Source organism: Sandarakinorhabdus sp. FBCC-B8862 (assembly GCF_059745315.1).
Map to the genome: position 1 here is coordinate 107723 of NZ_CM185574.1, position 16274 is coordinate 123996.

Here is a 16274-nt window from a genome sequence, read left to right on the forward strand (position 1 = left end):
AGCTGCGGCCACCGGGGAAGGGGGGACAGGCCGCCCCGTTGCGCCACGCCGCGCACTCGCCTATTCCGCAGGCCATGAGCAAGGCCCCCCAGAAACCCCGCGGCACACAAGACATGATCGGCGAGGCTGCCGCCCGCTTCGATCATGTCATCGAAACGTTCAACCGTGTCCGCAAGCTCCACGGCTTTGGCCGGGTGGAAGTGCCAGTGTTCGAAGCCACCGCCGTGTTCGCCCGCAGCCTTGGCGAAACCACCGATGTGGTTTCCAAGGAAATGTATGAATTCACCGATCGCGGCGGCGATGCCATGTGCCTGCGGCCGGAATTTACCGCTGGGATCGCAAGGGCTTATATCGAAAATGGCTGGCAGCAGCTGGCGCCCTTGAAGCTGGCGGCCTGGGGGCCGCTGTTCCGCTACGAACGCCCGCAAAAGGGCCGTTTCCGCCAGTTCCACCAGCTCGACGCCGAAATCCTCGGCGCTGGTGAGCCGGCGGCCGATGTGGAGGTGATTGCGCTCGGCCAGCATCTGCTCGACGAACTGGGCATCGCCGATGATGTCGTCGTCACCCTGAACTCCATGGGCGATCCCGCCACCCGCGCCGCCTGGAGCGCCGCCGTCGCCGCCCATTTCGCCGCCCACCGTGGCGACCTCTCCGAAGACAGCCAGCGCCGGCTGGAGGTCAACCCGCTGCGCATCCTCGACAGCAAGGATGCGCGCGATCAGGCGCTGGTGGCCGAAGCCCCGCAGATCGATGCATTCTTCACCAGCGAGGCTGGCCAGTTCTTTGAAAAGCTGCAGGCTGGTCTGCAGGCCAGCGGCATCGCCTGGACCCGCAACGCCCGGCTGGTGCGAGGCCTCGACTATTATCGCCACACCGTGTTCGAATTCGTCACCCAAAGCCTGGGCGCGCAGGGCACCGTGCTGGGCGGCGGCCGTTACGACGGCCTGATCGGCCACATGGGCGGCCCCGAAACCCCGGCCGTTGGCTGGGCCGCCGGCATTGAGCGGCTGGCGATGCTGGTGGCCGAACCGGGGGCCAATCCGGTGCAGGTCGCCGTGGTGGCGGTCGGCGCCGAGGCGGAGGGGTCAGCGCTCAATCTTCTCAACGGCTTGCGCCGTGCCGGCATCGCCGCCGAACAAGGCTGGCGCGGCAGTCTCAAGAAGAAGATGGAGCGTGCCGGCAAATCCGGTGCCCGCATCGCCGTGCTGATCGGCGGTGATGAGGTTGCCGGCGGCATTGTCACCATGCGCGATCTGGGCAGCGGCGAGCAGGTGCCGGTCGCGATGGCTGAAGCCGTGTCCGCCATCCAGGCCAGGCTGGCCGGCGGTGGCCTGAAGGGATGAGCCTGCCAGTCGAGCGCATCGCCCAGATCGAGCGCCGCCACGAACAACTGGCGCACGACATGGGCAATCCGGCGTTGCCACCGGAACAATTTGTTGCGCTGTCAAAGGATTATGCCGAACTGACCCCGGTGGTGGAGGCGGCGAAAAGCTGGCGCGCGCTGCTGGCCGAACAAGCCGAACTGCAAGCCATCCCGCCAAGCGACGAGATGCACGCGCTGGCACAGGAAGAACTGGCCAGCATCGCCGAGCGATTGCCGGCCGCCGAACGGGCGCTGGCCTTGCAACTGCTGCCGCGCGATGCCGCCGATGACCGGTCGGCGGTGCTCGAAATCCGCGCTGGCACCGGCGGGGATGAGGCTGCGCTGTTTGCCGGCGATCTAGCCCGCATGTATGAGCGCTATGCCGCAACCCATGGATGGCGCTGGGAAATCCTCTCGCAAAATGCGGCTGATCTTGGTGGCTTCAAGGAACTGGTCGCCAGCGTTTCTGGCCCCGGCGTGTTCGCCCGGCTGAAATTTGAAAGCGGCGTGCATCGGGTGCAGCGCGTGCCCGTCACCGAAGCCGGCGGCCGCATCCACACCAGTGCCGCCACCGTCGCCGTGCTGCCCGAGGCCGAGGACGTTGACATCGCCATCGACGAGAAGGACCTGCGCATCGACGTGTTCCGTGCCAGCGGCGCCGGCGGCCAGCATGTCAACGTCACCGACAGCGCGGTCAGGATCACCCATATTCCCACAGGCACCGTGGTGGCAGTGCAGGATGAGCGGAGCCAGCACAAGAACAAGGCCAAGGCCCTGAAATTGCTGCGTGCCCGCCTGTTCGATGCCGAGCGCGAACGCCTCGCCAGCAGCCGCAGCGCCGATCGCAAGGCCATGGTCGGCAGCGGCGACCGCTCCGAACGGATCCGCACCTATAATTTCCCGCAAGGCCGCGTCACCGATCACCGCATCAACCTCACCTTGCACCGCCTGCCCGAAATCCTCGAAGGGCCGGGGCTGGACGAAGTGGTGCGCGCCCTGGTCGCCGAAGACGAAGCCGCCCGGCTGGCGAGCCTGGGCTGATGCACGCCATCGCCGCGCTCAACGCCGCCGCCAGCCGGATTGGCGGCGACACTGCGCGGCTGGATGCCGAAGTGTTGCTGGCCCATCTGCTCGGCATTTCCCGTGGCGAGCTGTTGCTGCATCCGGATCGCAGGATTGACGCCCAAGCCTATGATCTGCTTGTTGAACGTCGCGCCAAGGGGGAGCCCGTGGCGCACATCACCGGCAGCCGCGAATTCTGGTCGCTTGACCTGAAGGTCACGCCCGATGTGCTGATTCCGCGCCCCGACAGCGAAACCCTGATCGATCTGGCGCTGCGCCTGTGCCAGCCGGCGCCCACCCGTATCCTCGATCTCGGCACCGGTTCCGGCGCCCTGCTGTTGGCCGCGCTGAGCGAATGGCCTGATGCCAGCGGCCTCGGCATCGATGCCAGTCCGGCCGCGCTGGCGGTGGCATCCGAAAATGCCGTCCGCACCGGCCTTGCCGATCGCGCGCGCTTCATGCGCGGCAATTGGGGGCAGGGGGTTGATGAGCGCTTCGATCTCATTCTCAGCAACCCGCCCTATATCGCTGAAACGGAAACGCTTTCAGCCGAGGTTCGAGACCATGAACCCGCCAGCGCCCTGTTCGCCGGCGCGGACGGGCTGGATGATTATCGCCGCATCCTGCCGCAACTGGCCGGCCTGATGCAGCCCGGCGCGCTCGCTCTGCTCGAAATCGGCCACACCCAGGGCCCGGCCCTGCTGGATTTGGCCGCACAGCACGGCCTTTGCGCCAGCCTCCATCCCGATCTCGCCGGGCGGGACCGTTGCGTGGCGTTACGGGTCGCGCCTCTCCAGCCGCCGGCCTGACCAGATCAGCACCTGCGGCACGCCGTTCACAAAGCCATCAAACAGCAACCGTTCCGGATTGTCTTTCGAAGAGGCTGGGGTCCATTCATCCTTGCCGGTGGGCCGCAGCGGCTCCACCCCGCCAAGATACAGCCGGTCGCCGCGCGCCACGATGGCGATGCCGCCGATCCAGGGATCATCGCTTTGATAATGGCCGGCCAATGCGGACAGTTCTGGCGGGGTTGGTGGCAGGGCCGCATTGGCACCGGAACGGACAAAGCGCCGTTCGCCATGATCGATGGCGATCACCGCGCCCTCATCGCCCTTCTTGCCGCCGCGCACCACCACCAGTGGCCATTCCACCAAGGCGGGATGGGCCGTGGCCATCACATCCCCCTGCGCCTGCAGGCCGGCGCGCTGGCCATCAATCTCGGCGATCAGGCCGGGCAGGATGGTCAGGCGCCGGTCACCATCCGTGTAGCTGCCAACAAAATCACCGGCATTGTCGGGCAGGGCGCCCAACGGCGGCGGTGCCGGCATGGCGCCACCGCTCGCCGCCGCCCGCAGCGTGCGCAGCGCATAGAGCGTGATCAGGCGCGGCCGGTAATTGATCCCGCCCACGGCGCAGCTGGCAAAGGCACCAACGCCAGCGGCGGCATCCACATGAAATGACGAGGAAAAACTCACCATCCCGCCAGTGTGGTGGAGGAGGGGGCGATCCTCATCCAGCCGGTGCATCAGGCCCAGGCCATAGGTTTCGGCCGGCAGCGCCGGGTCTTGCGGCACCGGGCTTTCCAGCCACAGCCGCGCCTGCGCATCGGTCAGCAGCGGGGCGCCCTTGCCCTGGCCGACCGCGATCAGGAACTTCAGGTAACGGGCCATGTCGGGCAGGGGGGCCGCGACAGACCCGGCCCCAAGATCGGCATCCACCCAGGGCGCCGGCGCCAGCGCCATGGCGGTGAGCACCGGCCTGTCAGGCCGCACCGGGCTGAAGCTCGCCGGATAACGGGTGCGGTCGCGCCACTGGATGGCGCCGCGCGTGGCCGTCATGCCCAATGGCTTGCAAACCCGCTCCTCGATCACCTGATACAGCGGCTTGGCTTCGATCCGGGCGATCATCTTGCCCAACAGATCATAGCCGGTGTTGCTGTAACTCCAACCCTTGCCGGCGCCAAAGCCGCGCCACAGCTTGATGCCAATGGCCGGGGCAAAATCTGGCAGGCCAGTGGTGTGATCCAAAAGGCCCCGAATGGTGAACGGCCCGCCCGACGACACACCGGGCAGCCGCGCTTCGGGCAGATGCTGGCGCAGTTCATCATCCAGGGTCAGCTTACCCTCTGCCTGCAGCGCGAGGCAGATAAGGGCAATGAAGCTTTTGGAAATGCTGCCGATCTGCCACAGCTCGTCGCCGGCCAGCGCTTGCGTTTCGCGATAATCGCGCGTGCCCGACAGGATGGTGAAGCTTTTGGCGCCGCTCACCAGCACCATGCCCATGGCTGGCAGGCCAAAGTGGCGCCGATGCGCTTCCAGATAGGCTGCGATGGCCTCCAGCGCCCGCGCTTCGGCCGCGCTGGCGCCGGCGGCAAGGATGCTGGCATTGGCGGCACCGGCCAGGGATGCCCCGGCGGCTCCAGCCAGAAACACGCGGCGATTCAGCGACATGCCCGATTCTCCCCACCAGAGCCAAGTGGGGCGGATCATGCGGCGGCCATGGCCGCTGTGCAAGCCGGATCAGCGCCGCTCGGCGGCCTTCACCTGCTGCCAATATTCCTCCTGGCGTTCCAGCGGCAGTGTTGCAAATGCCGGGCCGGCCAGCGCCTCCATGGCACGGAACCGGCGTTCGAACTTGGCATTGCCGGCGCGCAGGGCCGCTTCCGGATCAATGCCATGCCGCCGCGCCAGATTGGCCATCACGAACAGCACGTCGCCCATTTCCTCGGCGCGATGGGCATCGTCTGCGGCCATGTCAAACTCGGCCAATTCCTCATCCAGTTTGGCACGCACGCCGGCCACATCATGCCATTCAAAGCCCACGCGCGCGGCACGCGCCTGCAGTTTTTCGGCACGCATGAGGGCAGGGAGGGCACGCGCCACCCCATCCAGCGCCGAAACCGGCCGCTCCGGCGCGCCGGCCGCGGCCCGCTCCTCGGCCTTGATGCGCTCCCACTCGGCCTTCTGGGCGCCAGCATCCGCCGCCCGTGTGCCGTCGCCAAAAATATGGGGATGCCGCCGTTCCATCTTTTCGCACAGGCTGGTCACCACATCGGCCAGCGCAAAATGGCCCGCTTCCTCGGCCATGCGGCTGTGGAACACCACCTGGAACAGCAGATCGCCCAGTTCCTTCTTCAACTCGCCCATGTCGCGCGCCGCAATCGCCTCGGCCACTTCATAGGCTTCCTCGATGGTGTAAGGCGCGATCGTGTCGAAATCCTGCGCCAGATCCCAAGGGCAGCCGCGCTCGGGGTGGCGCAGAGCGGCCATGATATTGGCAAGGCGATCAAGGGCAAGGTCAGGGCTGCTCATCACGCCTTCCTGCCGCAGCCCGCACCGGCTTTCAATCGCGACGCGCCGCCGCTATGGGCCAACAGGCAAAGGAGGCCCCCTGATGTTCACCCTTTATGGCGACAGGATTTCCGGTAACTGTCTCAAGGTGAAGTTCGTGGCCGATCATCTCGGCCTTGCCTATCACTGGGTTGATATTGATGTCGTGAAGGGTGAGGCCAAGTCGGCCGACTATCTGGCCCGGTTTCCGATGGGGCAAGTGCCGGCAATGCAACTGGCGGACGGGCGGGTGCTGGCCCAATCCAATGCCATGATGCTCTATCTGGCCGACGGCAGCGATCTGATCCCGGCCGATGGATTTGAACGCGCCGAAATGCTGCAATGGCTGTTCTGGGAACAATATACCCACGAACCGGCGATCGCGGTTCGGCGGTTCCAGAAGCATTATCTGGGCAAGAGCGATGCCGAGATTGACCCCGCACTCGAACGCAAGGGCCGCGCAGCGTTGGATCTGATGGCCAATCATCTGGGCGGCCGCCAATGGTTTGTGGGCAATGCGCTCAGCTGTGCCGATATTGGCCTGGTTGCCTACACGCGCTTTGCCCATGAGGGCGGCTTTGATCTGACGGAATGGCCGGCGGTGGCGGCCTGGGTGAGGCGGGTTGAACAGGCGCTCGGGATCGCCTCCTGAGATCATGCTGATTTATCGATAATATATATTATGTTTAATAAACTTATGCTGGCCCTTGGCAGATCAGTGGCTACAGCCTAACCATCTGCCATGGACGTCCAGCCATCCGCCTTGCCGCAGGCCGCCGATCTTTATGGCGATATTGAACGAACGCCTGCAACCCGTTGGCGTGATTATCTTCCTGGGCTCTCCGTAGCCGTGCTCGCAACCTTGGCGGCGGCATCGCTCGCGGATCGTTATGGCGCGCCACTGACGCTGTTGGCGCTGCTCATCGGCCTTGCCATGAATTTCCTGTCAGCCGATCGGCGGCTCACACCGGGCCTGACTTTGGCCAGTCGCGAGTTGCTGCGTTGGGCCATCGTGCTGGTCGGCGCCCGCATCACGCTTGAGCAGATCATTGCTTTGGGGCCGCAATCCCTGCTGGCGGTGGTGGCCATTGTCGCCATCACCATCGCGGCTGGCGTCGCCACCGCACGTAGCCTGGGCTTTTCGCCGGCGTTCGGCACCTTGTCGGGCGGCGCCGTTGCCATCTGCGGCGCGTCCGCCGCCATGGCCCTGTCGGCCACACTCAGCGAACGCCGGGTCCGCCAGGCCGAATTGACCCTTGTCCTGGTTGGCACGTCGACCATGAGCAGCGCGGCGCTCGTGCTCTATCCAGCCATATGCGAGCTGTTTCATCTCAACGACTTGCAGGCCGGGTTTGTGCTTGGTGCATCGATCCATGATGTGGCGCAGACCTTGGGCGCCGGCTATGCCTTTTCCCCCGCGGCCGGCGAAACCGCCACCATCGTGAAACTGGCACGGGTTGCCTTGCTGGCGCCGGTGCTGGCGCTGGTCGCCATGGCCTTCCCAGCGCCACTGAAGATCAGCGGCGGCAAACGCGCCGCGCCGCTGCTTCCCTGGTTTGTGGCCGGCTTTTTCGTGGTGGCCGGCGTCAATTCCACCGGCATCATTCCGGATGCGGTATCGGGCCTGGCGGCGGATGCTTCGAGCTGGATGCTGGCCGTATCGGTGGCTGCCACGGCCATCCGTTCGCCGTTGGGTGAAATCCTCAAGGCCGGGCCCAAGCCACTGCTGGTCGGCCTGGTCGCCAGCATCACCAGCCTGGCGCTGGCGCTGGGGTTCGCCCTGTTGGCGTTATAGGGTGATGACCAGCCCGTCGTAACCAGGTTCAACCCCGACGGGCAGTTCGGCCAACAAGCTCGCATAATCCAGGGTCTGGTCCATGTGGGTCAGCACCGCCCTGCCCGGCCGCCGCTCTGCAATCCAGTCCAGCGTTTGCGCCAGATGGCTGTGCGTCGGATGCGGGTGCCGCATGGCCGCATCGACCACCCACAGATCAAGGTCGGTCAAAGCCAGATCAGCGCGATGATCAAAGGCTTTTACATCAGTCGAGTAGGCAAAACTCTTGCCATCATGATCAAAACGGAAGCCCGTTGATTCAATATCGCCATGCAGCTGGGGAAAGCCGGTGACACGCAGCTCGCCGAGTTGCACCGGTGCCAACAGATCATGTGCAACGCAGGTTGCCGGATAGCCATGCGCGCCTTCGAACACATAATCGAAGCGCGATTTCAGCACGGAAAACGTGGCCGGGCTGGCCCACACGTTGATTGGCCGCTGCATGGCATGAAACACCGGCCGCAGATCATCAATGCCATGGGCATGATCGGCATGATCATGGGTGATGAACACCGCATCCAGATGGGCCACCTGGGCTGACAACAATTGCTCCCGGCAATCCGGCCCGCAATCGATCAGCACGGTCTTGCCGGCCGCTTCCACCAGCACGGACACGCGGCGGCGCCGGTTCCTGGGGTTGGCTGGATCACACAGGCCCCAATTGCCGGCACCGCCAGGGCCGCCGATGCGCGGCACCCCGCTGGAACCGCCGCAACCAAGGATGGTGATGCGCACGCCCGCCCTGCCCTATGGCCGGAACACGATCGTGCGCTGGCCATTTGGCAGAATGCGCCGCTGGGCTGCCCAGGTCACGGCGCGGGCCAGCACCTGTGCCTCCAGATCGCGGCCCATGGCGGCCATGGTCTCGGCACTGTGGCCGTGATCCACCCGTTCGGTCATCTGCTCGATGATCGGGCCTTCATCCAGATCGCCGGTGACATAATGGGCGGTGGCCCCGATCAGCTTAACGCCGCGGGCATGCGCCTGGTGATAGGGCCGGGCGCCCTTGAAGCTGGGCAGAAAACTGTGGTGAATGTTGATGCAGCGGCCCGACAACGCCTGGCAGACCTGATCCGAAAGCACCTGCATGTAACGGGCCAGCACCACCAGATCGATGCGATGATCCTCCACCAGTTGCAGCAACCGGGCTTCCTGGCCGAGCTTGTCGCCGTTGGTGATCGGCAGATGATGGAAGGGTATGCCGTGGAACCCGGCCAGGGGGGCCAGATCGGGATGGTTTGACACCACCAGCGGGATGTCGATGGGCAGGCTGCCAACCCGCCAGCGATGCAACAGATCATTGAGGCAATGGCCGCCCTTTGAAACGGCGATCATCACGCGCAGCCGGTCGTCGCTCGAAACCAGTTCCCATTCCAGATCAAAAGCTTCCGCAATTGCCTTGAAACCATCGCGCAACACGGGCAGCGCGGGGAACTGTGGCCCGCCGGGCTGGAAGGCGATGCGCATGAAGAAGCGGCCGCTTTCCAGATCGGCATATTGCTGGGATTCGATGATGAAGCCCTGGTTGCCGGCCAGCCAACTGGTCACCGCGGCGACGATCCCGATGCGATCCTGTGCCGTGACCGTCAGAATATAATGGGTCATGCCGCGGCCTTTGCGAACAGCGCATGGAAATTGCGCGTGGTGGTTGCCGCCAGATCCTCGACCCGTTCGCCGCGCAGCTCGGCGAGGAAGCGCGCCGTGTGGGCCACAAAGGCCGGCTCACAGGTTTTCCCGCGCATCGGCACTGGCGCCAGATAGGGCGCATCAGTTTCCACCAGCAGACGCTCCGCGGGGATGGTCTTCGCCGTCGCCTGCAGATCGCGGGCACTCTTGAACGTCACGATGCCCGACAGGCTGATATAGAAGCCCAGATCCAGCGCCGCCTCGGCAAAGGCCTGGCTGGCGGTGAAGCAATGGATCACCCCGGTCAACGGCCCCTCCCCGGCCTCACGCAGCAGGTCCAGCGTGTCGGCTTCGGCGTCGCGGGTGTGGACGATCAGCGGCAGGCCCGTCGCCCGCGCTGCCTGGATGTGGCTGCGGAAACTGGCCTTCTGCCGATCCCGGTCCGACTTGTCGTAGTAATAATCCAGCCCGGTCTCCCCGATGGCGACCACCTTCGGGTGCGTCGTGGCAGCGATCAGCGTAGCCGCATCGGTATCGGGATGCTCATCGGCTTCGTGGGGATGGATGCCAACGCTGGCCCACACGCCATCATGCGCCTCGGCAATCGATATCACCCCGTCCCACTCGCTCAAACGGCAGGAAATCGCCAGAAAGCCTGACACACCGGCCGCCCGTGCCCGCGCCAACACGCCGGGCACATCGTCTCCCAGACCGGCGTAGTTCAGGTGGCAATGGCTGTCGATCAACATGGCTCAGACATCCAGCGTGACACGCGGGAACACGCCAGCGGGTGCCGGCAGCTGCGCGCCAGCTTCAACAGGCGTGTTGAAACCACTGAAATCACGGGTATCTGTTGCCACACCAAGCTGATCGAGCAGGGCGGCCGTGCTGGCCGGCATGAAGGGTTGCGCCAGCAGCACGATCCGCCTTGTGGCATCCAGCGTCGCCGCCAGCACCTCGGCCATGCGCACCGTATCGGTCTTGGCCAGCGCCCAGGGCGCATTCTCGGTGAAATAGCCGTTGGCCGCCGTGACCATCCCCATGATGGCATCCAGCGCCTTGTGGAGCGCGAGGGCATTCATGGCCCCGAAGTAGGCTTCAGTCCCGGCATGGAACGCCTCCTTCAGGCGGAGTTCGCTGTCGCCAGGCTGGCCGCGCACCGGCATCACGCCGCCCAGATTCTTGGCCACCATCGACAGGCTGCGCTGCGCCAGATTGCCGATGCCGTTGGCCAGATCGGCGTTGGTACGCTCGACAATGGCTTCGTCGCTATAACTGCCGTCCTCGCCAAAGGCGACCTCTCGGCACAGGAACCAGCGCAGCCGGTCGACACCAAAGCGGGTCGCCATTTCGGCCGGGTCAACGACATTGCCAAGCGTCTTCGACATTTTCTCGCCGCGGTTCAGCAGAAAGCCGTGGCCGAACACCGTCTTGGGCAAGGCAATCCCGGCCGACATCAGGAACGCCGGCCAATAGACGGTGTGGAACCGCACCACATCCTTGCCCACGATGTGCAAATCGGCCGGCCACCATTCGCCGTCCAGCCCGCCGGCCCCGGTCAGATAATTGGCCAACGCATCCAGCCAGACATACATGACGTGCCGCTCATCCCCCGGCACCGGGATGCCCCAGCTGAACGAGGTGCGGCTGACCGACAGGTCCGAAAGGCCGCCGGCCACAAAGGCGCGCATCTCGTTGAACCGGCTTTGCGGCTGGATGAAGGCGGGGTTGCTGTCATACAGGGTCAGCAGCCGCTCCTGATAGGCAGACAGCTTGAAGAACCAGCTTTCCTCCACCGTCCATTCCACCGGCGTGCCCTGCGGCGACAGCTTGATGGTGGCGCCAGCGGCATCCTGCGCCTCCACCAGCTCAGCCTCGTCATAATAGGCCTCGTCGCGGACCGAATACCAACCCTCGTAGCGGCCAAGGTAAAGATCACCATTGGCGGCCATGCGCTGCCACAATGCCTGCACCAACGCCTTGTGATCGGCATCGGTGGTGCGAATGAAGCGGTCAAAGCTGATGCCAAGCTGCTCGTCCAGCGCGCGGAACGGCGCCACCATCTGATCGACATAGGCTTGCGGGTTCATGCCGGCAGCACGGGCCGCCTGGTCGATCTTCAGGCCATGCTCATCCGTGCCGGTCAGGAAGCGCACGTCATGTCCATCCAGCCGCTTGAACCGGGCGATCACATCGGTGGCAATCGCCTCATAGGCATGGCCCATGTGCGGACGGCCATTGGGATAGGCGATGGCGGTGGTGACATAGAAACGCGGCTTGCTCATGGCCGTGGCCAATGCGGCATCAGCGCCGCCGTTTCAAGTCAGTTGGGCACCGATGCCAGGTGCATCGCCAATCGCCAGGCCACCTGGCTGGGTTCCAGCTGCAGGGGCATTGCCTCGCGCGCCAGCCGGCTCGCATGTTCCCATTCGGCAATCGCCTTCTCGCGCGCGGCGCCACGCAGTTGCTGGGCCTGCGCAGCGATCATCGCCGGCACGCGATCGAGCAGGGCGGCATAGCGCCCTTCCCGCCCCTTGGCGGCCAGCGATTTGGCCAGTGCCAGTGCCGCCGGATTGGCCCGCTCCACCGGCTGCCCCACCAATGCCGCCAGATCGCGCGACAGGCTGGTGATGCCGGCCCCCGCCAGGCTCAGCGCCCGGCCTGGGCAACCGGCGGCCAGCTCCACCAGCAGATCCTCATCCTCACCATCCAGATCAGCGCCAGCCAGCACCAAGCGCACCTCGGCATCGGCCAGTCGCGAAAAGCGCAAGCTGCGGCAGCGGGACCGGATGGTGGGCAGCAATCGGCCGGGCGAATGGCTGATCAACAGGAACACCGTGTCTTCCGACGGCTCCTCAAGGCTTTTCAGCAAGGCATTGGCTGTGTTGCGGTTCATGTCGTCAGCGGCGTCGATCACCACCACCCGGCGCGGGCCGAGCATCGGCGTACCCGAAAGGAATTCGCGCAGCGGCTGGCCATCGCTGTCGGGCCGGCGCACGATCTGGCCGATCACGATTTCGACGCGCAGCTTGCCAGTCTTTGCCGTCGTGCGTTCGATCAGGCGATAATCCAGGTGCGATCCTGCCGCCATCAGGCGGGCCGCCTCGCTGGTCTCCGGCACGTCAAATTCCGGTGGCGCACCAGCCAGCAGCCAGGTGGCAGCCGCGCGGGCAAAGCGCGCCTTGCCCAGGCCCTGTTGGCCGACCAGCAACCAGGCATGGTGCGGCCGGCCACCGGCAAAAGCCGCCATGAAGGCCGCGATCTGGGCATCATGGCCGATCAGCCCGGTCACAGCACCGCCATGATGCGGGCGGCCACATCGGCAACGCTGCCCGATGCATCAATGGCCCGGCAGCGGGCCGGATCACGGGCGGGCAGTTCGGCAAAGAAGCCGTTGATCCGGGCATGAAATTCCCGGCCAAACGCCTCGAAACGGGCGTCCCCACCGCGCGCTGCCGCCCGCGCCAGCCCTTCGGCCTCGTCCAGCTGGAACACCAGGGTCAGATCCGGCCACAGGCCCACGGCGTCGGCGTGCAGCCGGGTCAACACCGCATCGGGCAGGCCGTGGCCGGCGCCCTGATAGGCGCGGGTCGAATCGACATAGCGGTCACAAATCACCATCGCGCCGCGGTCCAGCGCAGGCCGGATGACCCGGGCGACATGATCCACCCGCGCCGCCGTCATCAGCAGCGCCTCGCTCCAGGGCGTCCAGCGATCGGTTTCGCCGCTCACCAACAGGCTGCGGATCGCCTCGGCGCCGGCAGTGCCGCCAGGCTCGCGGGTCAACACCACCTCGTGCCCACGGGTGCCGATGGCCTCGGCCAACAGGCGCGCCTGCGTGGACTTGCCGCTCCCCTCCCCGCCTTCCAGCGTGATGAAGCGACCCCGCAGCATCAGCCAAACAGGCCCATCAACCAATTGATGGCGCGGCGGAACATGCCGGCTTCCTCGATCGCCACCGGGGTTACCAGCGGCGCCCGCGCCGGCTGTTGGCCGGGCATGGTCACCACCAGCCAGCCCACCTGTTGGCCGGCCTTCAGCGGTGCCTTCAGGCCAGCCAGGGGCTGCACACTGGTCTTGCGCTCCATGGCAAAGCCGCGCGGCAGGGTGACAAACAGATCCTTGCCGGCCACCGCATCAATCTGGGCATCGGCGGCGCCTTCGATCGCCACCTTGCCCATCACCTGGCCCTTCTTGCCGAGCGGGATATTCTGCCAGGCGGCGAAGCCCCAATTCATGAAATCGACACTGGCCGACACGCGTTCGCCAAAGCTCTTCAGCCCAGCCACCACCATCACGATGCGGCGGCCGTTCTGCACGGCGGAACCAGTGAAGCCATAGCCAGCCTCTTCGGTGTGGCCGGTCTTCAGGCCATCGGCGCCAGGCACCTTGCCCAGGATCGGGTTGCGGTTGCCCTGCGAAATGGCATCACCGCTGCCCATCTGCTTGCCCCAGGTGAAGCCTTCCTTCTGATAGAAGCGCGCGTACAGGTCGGGGAAATCGCGGATCGTGGCTTCGGCGATCATCGCCAGATCGCGGGCCGTCACATATTCGCCCGGATCAGGCCAGCCGTTGGTGTTGGTGAAATGGCTGCCCTTCAGGCCAAGGCGGGCCGCCTCGCGGTTCATCAGGGCCACATAATTGGCCTCTGTCCCGCCCAGCCCTTCGGCGAGGACCACACAGGCATCATTGCCCGACAGGGTGACAATGCCGTGCAGCAGATTTTCAACGCTTACCTGGCTGTTCACTTCCAGGAACATGGTGCTGCCGGTGTTGTTCCACTTCTTCCAGGTGTCTTCGCGCACCATCACCATCTGGTCGAGATTGGCTTCACCAGCCTTGATCAGCTTGAAGGCGACATAGACGCTCATCATCTTGGCCATCGATGCCGGCGGCATGCGCTTGTCGGCATCCTTGGCGAACAGGATGCGGCCCGTCTGCAGATCCTTCATGAAGGCAATGGGCGCCGCCGTGTCATAGGCCTGGGCAAGGGCCGGTGCCGCAACGGCAGTGGCAACAAGAGCAGCAACAGCAAGACGCATCGTCAAAACACTTCCCTTTTGGGTTGGCGCCGACTGCCTCAACGGGCGGTCTGCGGCGGAATCACGCGTGCATCGACATAACCCGCCGCGCGCACCTGCGCCAGCGCCGCGCTGGCCATGGCTTCATTGCCAAAGGGCCCCAGCCGCACGCGGATCAGGCCATTCGGACCCGGCTGCGTCACCACCGGGCCAAAGCTGGTGAGATAGCCGGACAGCCAGGCCACCCGGCCCGAGTCGGACAGGGCAGCGACCTGCACCTGCCATTCGCCCCCGGCCACCGGCCGCGCGGCACTCGGTGGCGGCACTGCAACCGTGGTGACGGCAGGGGTGGGGGTGGGGGTGGGGGCCGGCGCCGTCGCCACAACCATTGGTGGATTGTCCCGCCGGCCGGCAGGATAGACACGGGTCAGGCGCACGCGGGCGGTGCCGGCGCGGTCCACACCCAGCAATTGCCCCGCCTTGCGCGACAGATCGATGATGCGGCCGCGCGCAAACGGGCCGCGGTCATTGATCCGGACGGTCAGCTTGCGGCCATTGTCGAGATTCTCCACTTCGACCCAGCTTGGCATCGGCAGGGTGCGGTGGGCCGCCGTCAGATCATCCTGGTCATAACGCTCGCCGTTGGCAGTGTTGCCGGCATGAAAGCCTGGCCCATACCAGCTGGCCACCCCTTCCTCGCGATAGTTGCGGTCATCGGCAGGGTAATAGGTGACGCCGGCCACCTGATAGGGCTTGCCGATCTTGACCGGCCAATTGCCCAGCCCGGCCGCATCGCGCGCCACCGCGCTGGTGTCGTCCGCAAGGTCCATGCCGCGTTTTGGTTCCGGCTTTGCCGGTTGGGCATGGTGGCGTGGCGGCGGCGGGGTTGGCCTTGGCGCTGGCGACCGTCCCGAACAGGCGGCCAGCAGCAGTGCCGCCAGAAGGCCAATGCGCCTCATTGCGCGCCCGTGGTTGCCACCTGCAGCGGGGCAACCGGCTGCGGCAGGCTGATCGCGTCGGCCAGCAGGGTGACCGACAGGGCATAAAGATTGGAGCAGTTGTAGCCCAGGATGGCGCGATAGCTGCGGGTGACGAGATACGCGCCCTGCCCCGCCCCATCCGGCTCGATCAGGCTCATCGGCACATCATCGGCCGGCCAGCTTGCGTTCACCGGCGTGAAGCCCAGCGCGCGCCATTCCCGCGCCGGCTTCAGCGCCGAATGGCGTGACAGCGGGGCAACGCAACGGCTCGGCGGCTCGGTTGCGGCCACACTGGCCCGGTCAAAACCCTCAGGCGGCAGCGTGCGGAACCCCCAGCCCTCACCGGTCTGCCAGCCGCTTTTCGCCAGATAATGGCCGATGGAGGCAAACACGTCGGCCTGGCTGGCCCACAGATCAACCCGGCCATCGCCATCACCGTCACGGCCATAGCTGAGATAGGAGCTGGGCAGGAATTGCGTCTGGCCAAAGGCGCCGGCCCAACTGCCCTTCATCGCCTCGCGCGTGGCGTGGCCTTCCCCCACCATGCGCACCGCCGCGTCCAGTTCGCGGGTGAACAAGTCGCGCCGGCGGCCTTCAAACGCCAGGGTCGCCAACGCCGACGGCAGGTCATGCCGGCCCATCACCCGGCCATAGCTGGTTTCGATGCCCCAGATGGCGGCAATGATTGCGGCCGGCACGCCACTGGCCGCCTCGGCCTGGGCCAGCGACGTGCGGTTGGCGGCAAACTGGCGCTGGCCATAGGTGACGCGGTCGCCGCGGAACTTGGCGGCGAGATAATCGGGGAAACGCACCGGCCGGGCAGCCGTGCCGGGCTGGCTGCGATCTGCACCAATCACGTGCGGCACCAGCGTCACGCCGGCCAGGGTCGCATCAAGCCATTCCGGCTTCAGCCCACGCGCGGTCGCTTCGGCGCGATAGACATTGAGCCATTCGGCAAAGGCCACCTGCTGCTCGGGCGACACGCGCGTTTCATCCGCGCAAGCGGGTGCCGCCAGAAACGCGATCAATATCCAGAGAACATGGGGGAAACGCACAGAC

Annotated in this window: 16 protein-coding genes; 5 read left to right on the forward strand and 11 right to left on the reverse strand. The window is 65.7% G+C overall.

The window, feature by feature from the left end; genetic code table 11:
- The first annotated feature begins 74 nt into the window (after positions 1-74).
- Genes hisS through prmC form a run of 3 tightly spaced genes read left to right on the forward strand, consistent with a single transcriptional unit; the run spans position 75 to position 3234 of the window.
- Positions 75-1343 (forward strand): histidine--tRNA ligase, encoded by a 1269-nt coding sequence (gene hisS, locus AC6BOR_RS00600; RefSeq protein WP_498059312.1) that lies wholly within the window; start codon positions 75-77, stop codon positions 1341-1343.
- A complete protein-coding gene (gene prfA, locus AC6BOR_RS00605; protein WP_498059313.1) occupies positions 1340-2404 on the forward strand; it encodes a peptide chain release factor 1 in 1065 nt (354 codons plus the stop codon). Before hisS ends, prfA begins: the two co-directional genes overlap by 4 nt.
- The gene (prmC, locus tag AC6BOR_RS00610) at positions 2404-3234 is read left to right on the forward strand and encodes a peptide chain release factor N(5)-glutamine methyltransferase (RefSeq protein ID WP_498059314.1); all 831 of its coding nucleotides are present in this window, start codon (positions 2404-2406) and stop codon (positions 3232-3234) included. Before prfA ends, prmC begins: the two co-directional genes overlap by 1 nt.
- Here the strand turns inward: prmC and AC6BOR_RS00615 are convergent.
- Both AC6BOR_RS00615 and mazG read right to left on the reverse strand, forming a co-directional pair.
- Positions 3202-4875, reverse strand: coding sequence for a serine hydrolase domain-containing protein (locus tag AC6BOR_RS00615; RefSeq protein ID WP_498059315.1), 1674 nt, complete (start codon positions 4873-4875; stop codon positions 3202-3204). The genes prmC and AC6BOR_RS00615 overlap by 33 nt on opposite strands.
- Positions 4876-4944: 69 nt before the next feature.
- Positions 4945-5736, reverse strand: coding sequence for a nucleoside triphosphate pyrophosphohydrolase (mazG, locus tag AC6BOR_RS00620; RefSeq protein ID WP_498059316.1), 792 nt, complete (start codon positions 5734-5736; stop codon positions 4945-4947).
- An 82-nt stretch (positions 5737-5818) separates the two neighbouring features.
- On the opposite strand from mazG, the gene AC6BOR_RS00625 reads away from it, so the two are divergent.
- Together AC6BOR_RS00625 and AC6BOR_RS00630 are read left to right on the forward strand one after the other, a co-directional pair.
- A complete protein-coding gene (locus AC6BOR_RS00625; protein ID WP_498059317.1) occupies positions 5819-6406 on the forward strand; it encodes a glutathione S-transferase family protein in 588 nt (195 codons plus the stop codon).
- Positions 6407-6496: 90 nt separating this feature from the next.
- Complete coding sequence (locus AC6BOR_RS00630) at positions 6497-7549, forward strand: YeiH family protein (protein WP_498059318.1); 1053 nt, start codon at positions 6497-6499, stop codon at positions 7547-7549.
- Here AC6BOR_RS00630 and AC6BOR_RS00635 read toward each other — a convergent pair.
- The 9 genes from AC6BOR_RS00635 to AC6BOR_RS00675 all read right to left on the reverse strand — a co-directional run bounded on the left by AC6BOR_RS00635 (position 7544) and on the right by AC6BOR_RS00675 (position 16198).
- A complete protein-coding gene (locus AC6BOR_RS00635; protein ID WP_498059319.1) occupies positions 7544-8323 on the reverse strand; it encodes an MBL fold metallo-hydrolase in 780 nt (259 codons plus the stop codon). The two genes, AC6BOR_RS00630 and AC6BOR_RS00635, sit on opposite strands and share 6 nt — an antisense overlap.
- A 12-nt stretch (positions 8324-8335) precedes the next feature.
- Entirely contained in the window at positions 8336-9193 is an 858-nt protein-coding gene (gene purU / locus AC6BOR_RS00640) for a formyltetrahydrofolate deformylase (protein WP_498059320.1), read from the reverse strand.
- Positions 9190-9963 (reverse strand): TatD family hydrolase, encoded by a 774-nt coding sequence (locus AC6BOR_RS00645; RefSeq protein ID WP_498059321.1) that lies wholly within the window; start codon positions 9961-9963, stop codon positions 9190-9192. Before AC6BOR_RS00645 ends, purU begins: the two co-directional genes overlap by 4 nt.
- Positions 9964-9966: 3 nt before the next feature.
- Positions 9967-11499: a methionine--tRNA ligase gene (gene metG, locus AC6BOR_RS00650; protein WP_498059322.1), complete on the reverse strand. Its 1533-nt coding sequence runs from the start codon at positions 11497-11499 to the stop codon at positions 9967-9969.
- A 38-nt stretch (positions 11500-11537) separates the two neighbouring features.
- On the reverse strand, positions 11538-12506 hold the full coding sequence (locus AC6BOR_RS00655) for a DNA polymerase III delta subunit-related protein (RefSeq protein ID WP_498059323.1): 969 nt from the start codon (positions 12504-12506) through the stop codon (positions 11538-11540).
- Complete coding sequence (tmk, locus tag AC6BOR_RS00660) at positions 12503-13108, reverse strand: dTMP kinase (RefSeq protein ID WP_498059324.1); 606 nt, start codon at positions 13106-13108, stop codon at positions 12503-12505. The genes AC6BOR_RS00655 and tmk overlap by 4 nt, the downstream gene beginning before the upstream one ends.
- A complete protein-coding gene (locus AC6BOR_RS00665; RefSeq protein ID WP_498059325.1) occupies positions 13108-14256 on the reverse strand; it encodes a D-alanyl-D-alanine carboxypeptidase family protein in 1149 nt (382 codons plus the stop codon). The genes tmk and AC6BOR_RS00665 overlap by 1 nt, the downstream gene beginning before the upstream one ends.
- A gap of 38 nt (positions 14257-14294) precedes the next feature.
- Entirely contained in the window at positions 14295-15065 is a 771-nt protein-coding gene (locus tag AC6BOR_RS00670; protein WP_498059326.1) for a septal ring lytic transglycosylase RlpA family protein, read from the reverse strand.
- 125 nt (positions 15066-15190) lie between these two features.
- Positions 15191-16198 carry a lytic murein transglycosylase gene (locus AC6BOR_RS00675; RefSeq protein WP_498059327.1) on the reverse strand — a complete coding sequence of 336 codons (1008 nt, stop codon included), beginning with the start codon at positions 16196-16198 and terminating at the stop codon, positions 15191-15193.
- Positions 16199-16274 lie beyond the last annotated feature (76 nt).

Coding starts and splice junctions, on each gene's coding strand:
- AC6BOR_RS00625 (WP_498059317.1), top strand. CDS start 5,819: ATGTTCACCCTTTATGGCGACAGGATTTCCGGTAACTGTCTCAAGGTG.
- AC6BOR_RS00670 (WP_498059326.1), bottom strand. CDS start 15,065: ATGGACCTTGCGGACGACACCAGCGCGGTGGCGCGCGATGCGGCCGGG.
- AC6BOR_RS00665 (WP_498059325.1), bottom strand. CDS start 14,256: ATGCGTCTTGCTGTTGCTGCTCTTGTTGCCACTGCCGTTGCGGCACCG.
- mazG (WP_498059316.1), bottom strand. CDS start 5,736: ATGAGCAGCCCTGACCTTGCCCTTGATCGCCTTGCCAATATCATGGCC.
- tmk (WP_498059324.1), bottom strand. CDS start 13,108: ATGCTGCGGGGTCGCTTCATCACGCTGGAAGGCGGGGAGGGGAGCGGC.
- prmC (WP_498059314.1), top strand. CDS start 2,404: ATGCACGCCATCGCCGCGCTCAACGCCGCCGCCAGCCGGATTGGCGGC.
- hisS (WP_498059312.1), top strand. CDS start 75: ATGAGCAAGGCCCCCCAGAAACCCCGCGGCACACAAGACATGATCGGC.
- AC6BOR_RS00645 (WP_498059321.1), bottom strand. CDS start 9,963: ATGTTGATCGACAGCCATTGCCACCTGAACTACGCCGGTCTGGGAGAC.
- AC6BOR_RS00630 (WP_498059318.1), top strand. CDS start 6,497: ATGGACGTCCAGCCATCCGCCTTGCCGCAGGCCGCCGATCTTTATGGC.
- prfA (WP_498059313.1), top strand. CDS start 1,340: ATGAGCCTGCCAGTCGAGCGCATCGCCCAGATCGAGCGCCGCCACGAA.
- AC6BOR_RS00615 (WP_498059315.1), bottom strand. CDS start 4,875: ATGTCGCTGAATCGCCGCGTGTTTCTGGCTGGAGCCGCCGGGGCATCC.
- purU (WP_498059320.1), bottom strand. CDS start 9,193: ATGACCCATTATATTCTGACGGTCACGGCACAGGATCGCATCGGGATC.
- metG (WP_498059322.1), bottom strand. CDS start 11,499: ATGAGCAAGCCGCGTTTCTATGTCACCACCGCCATCGCCTATCCCAAT.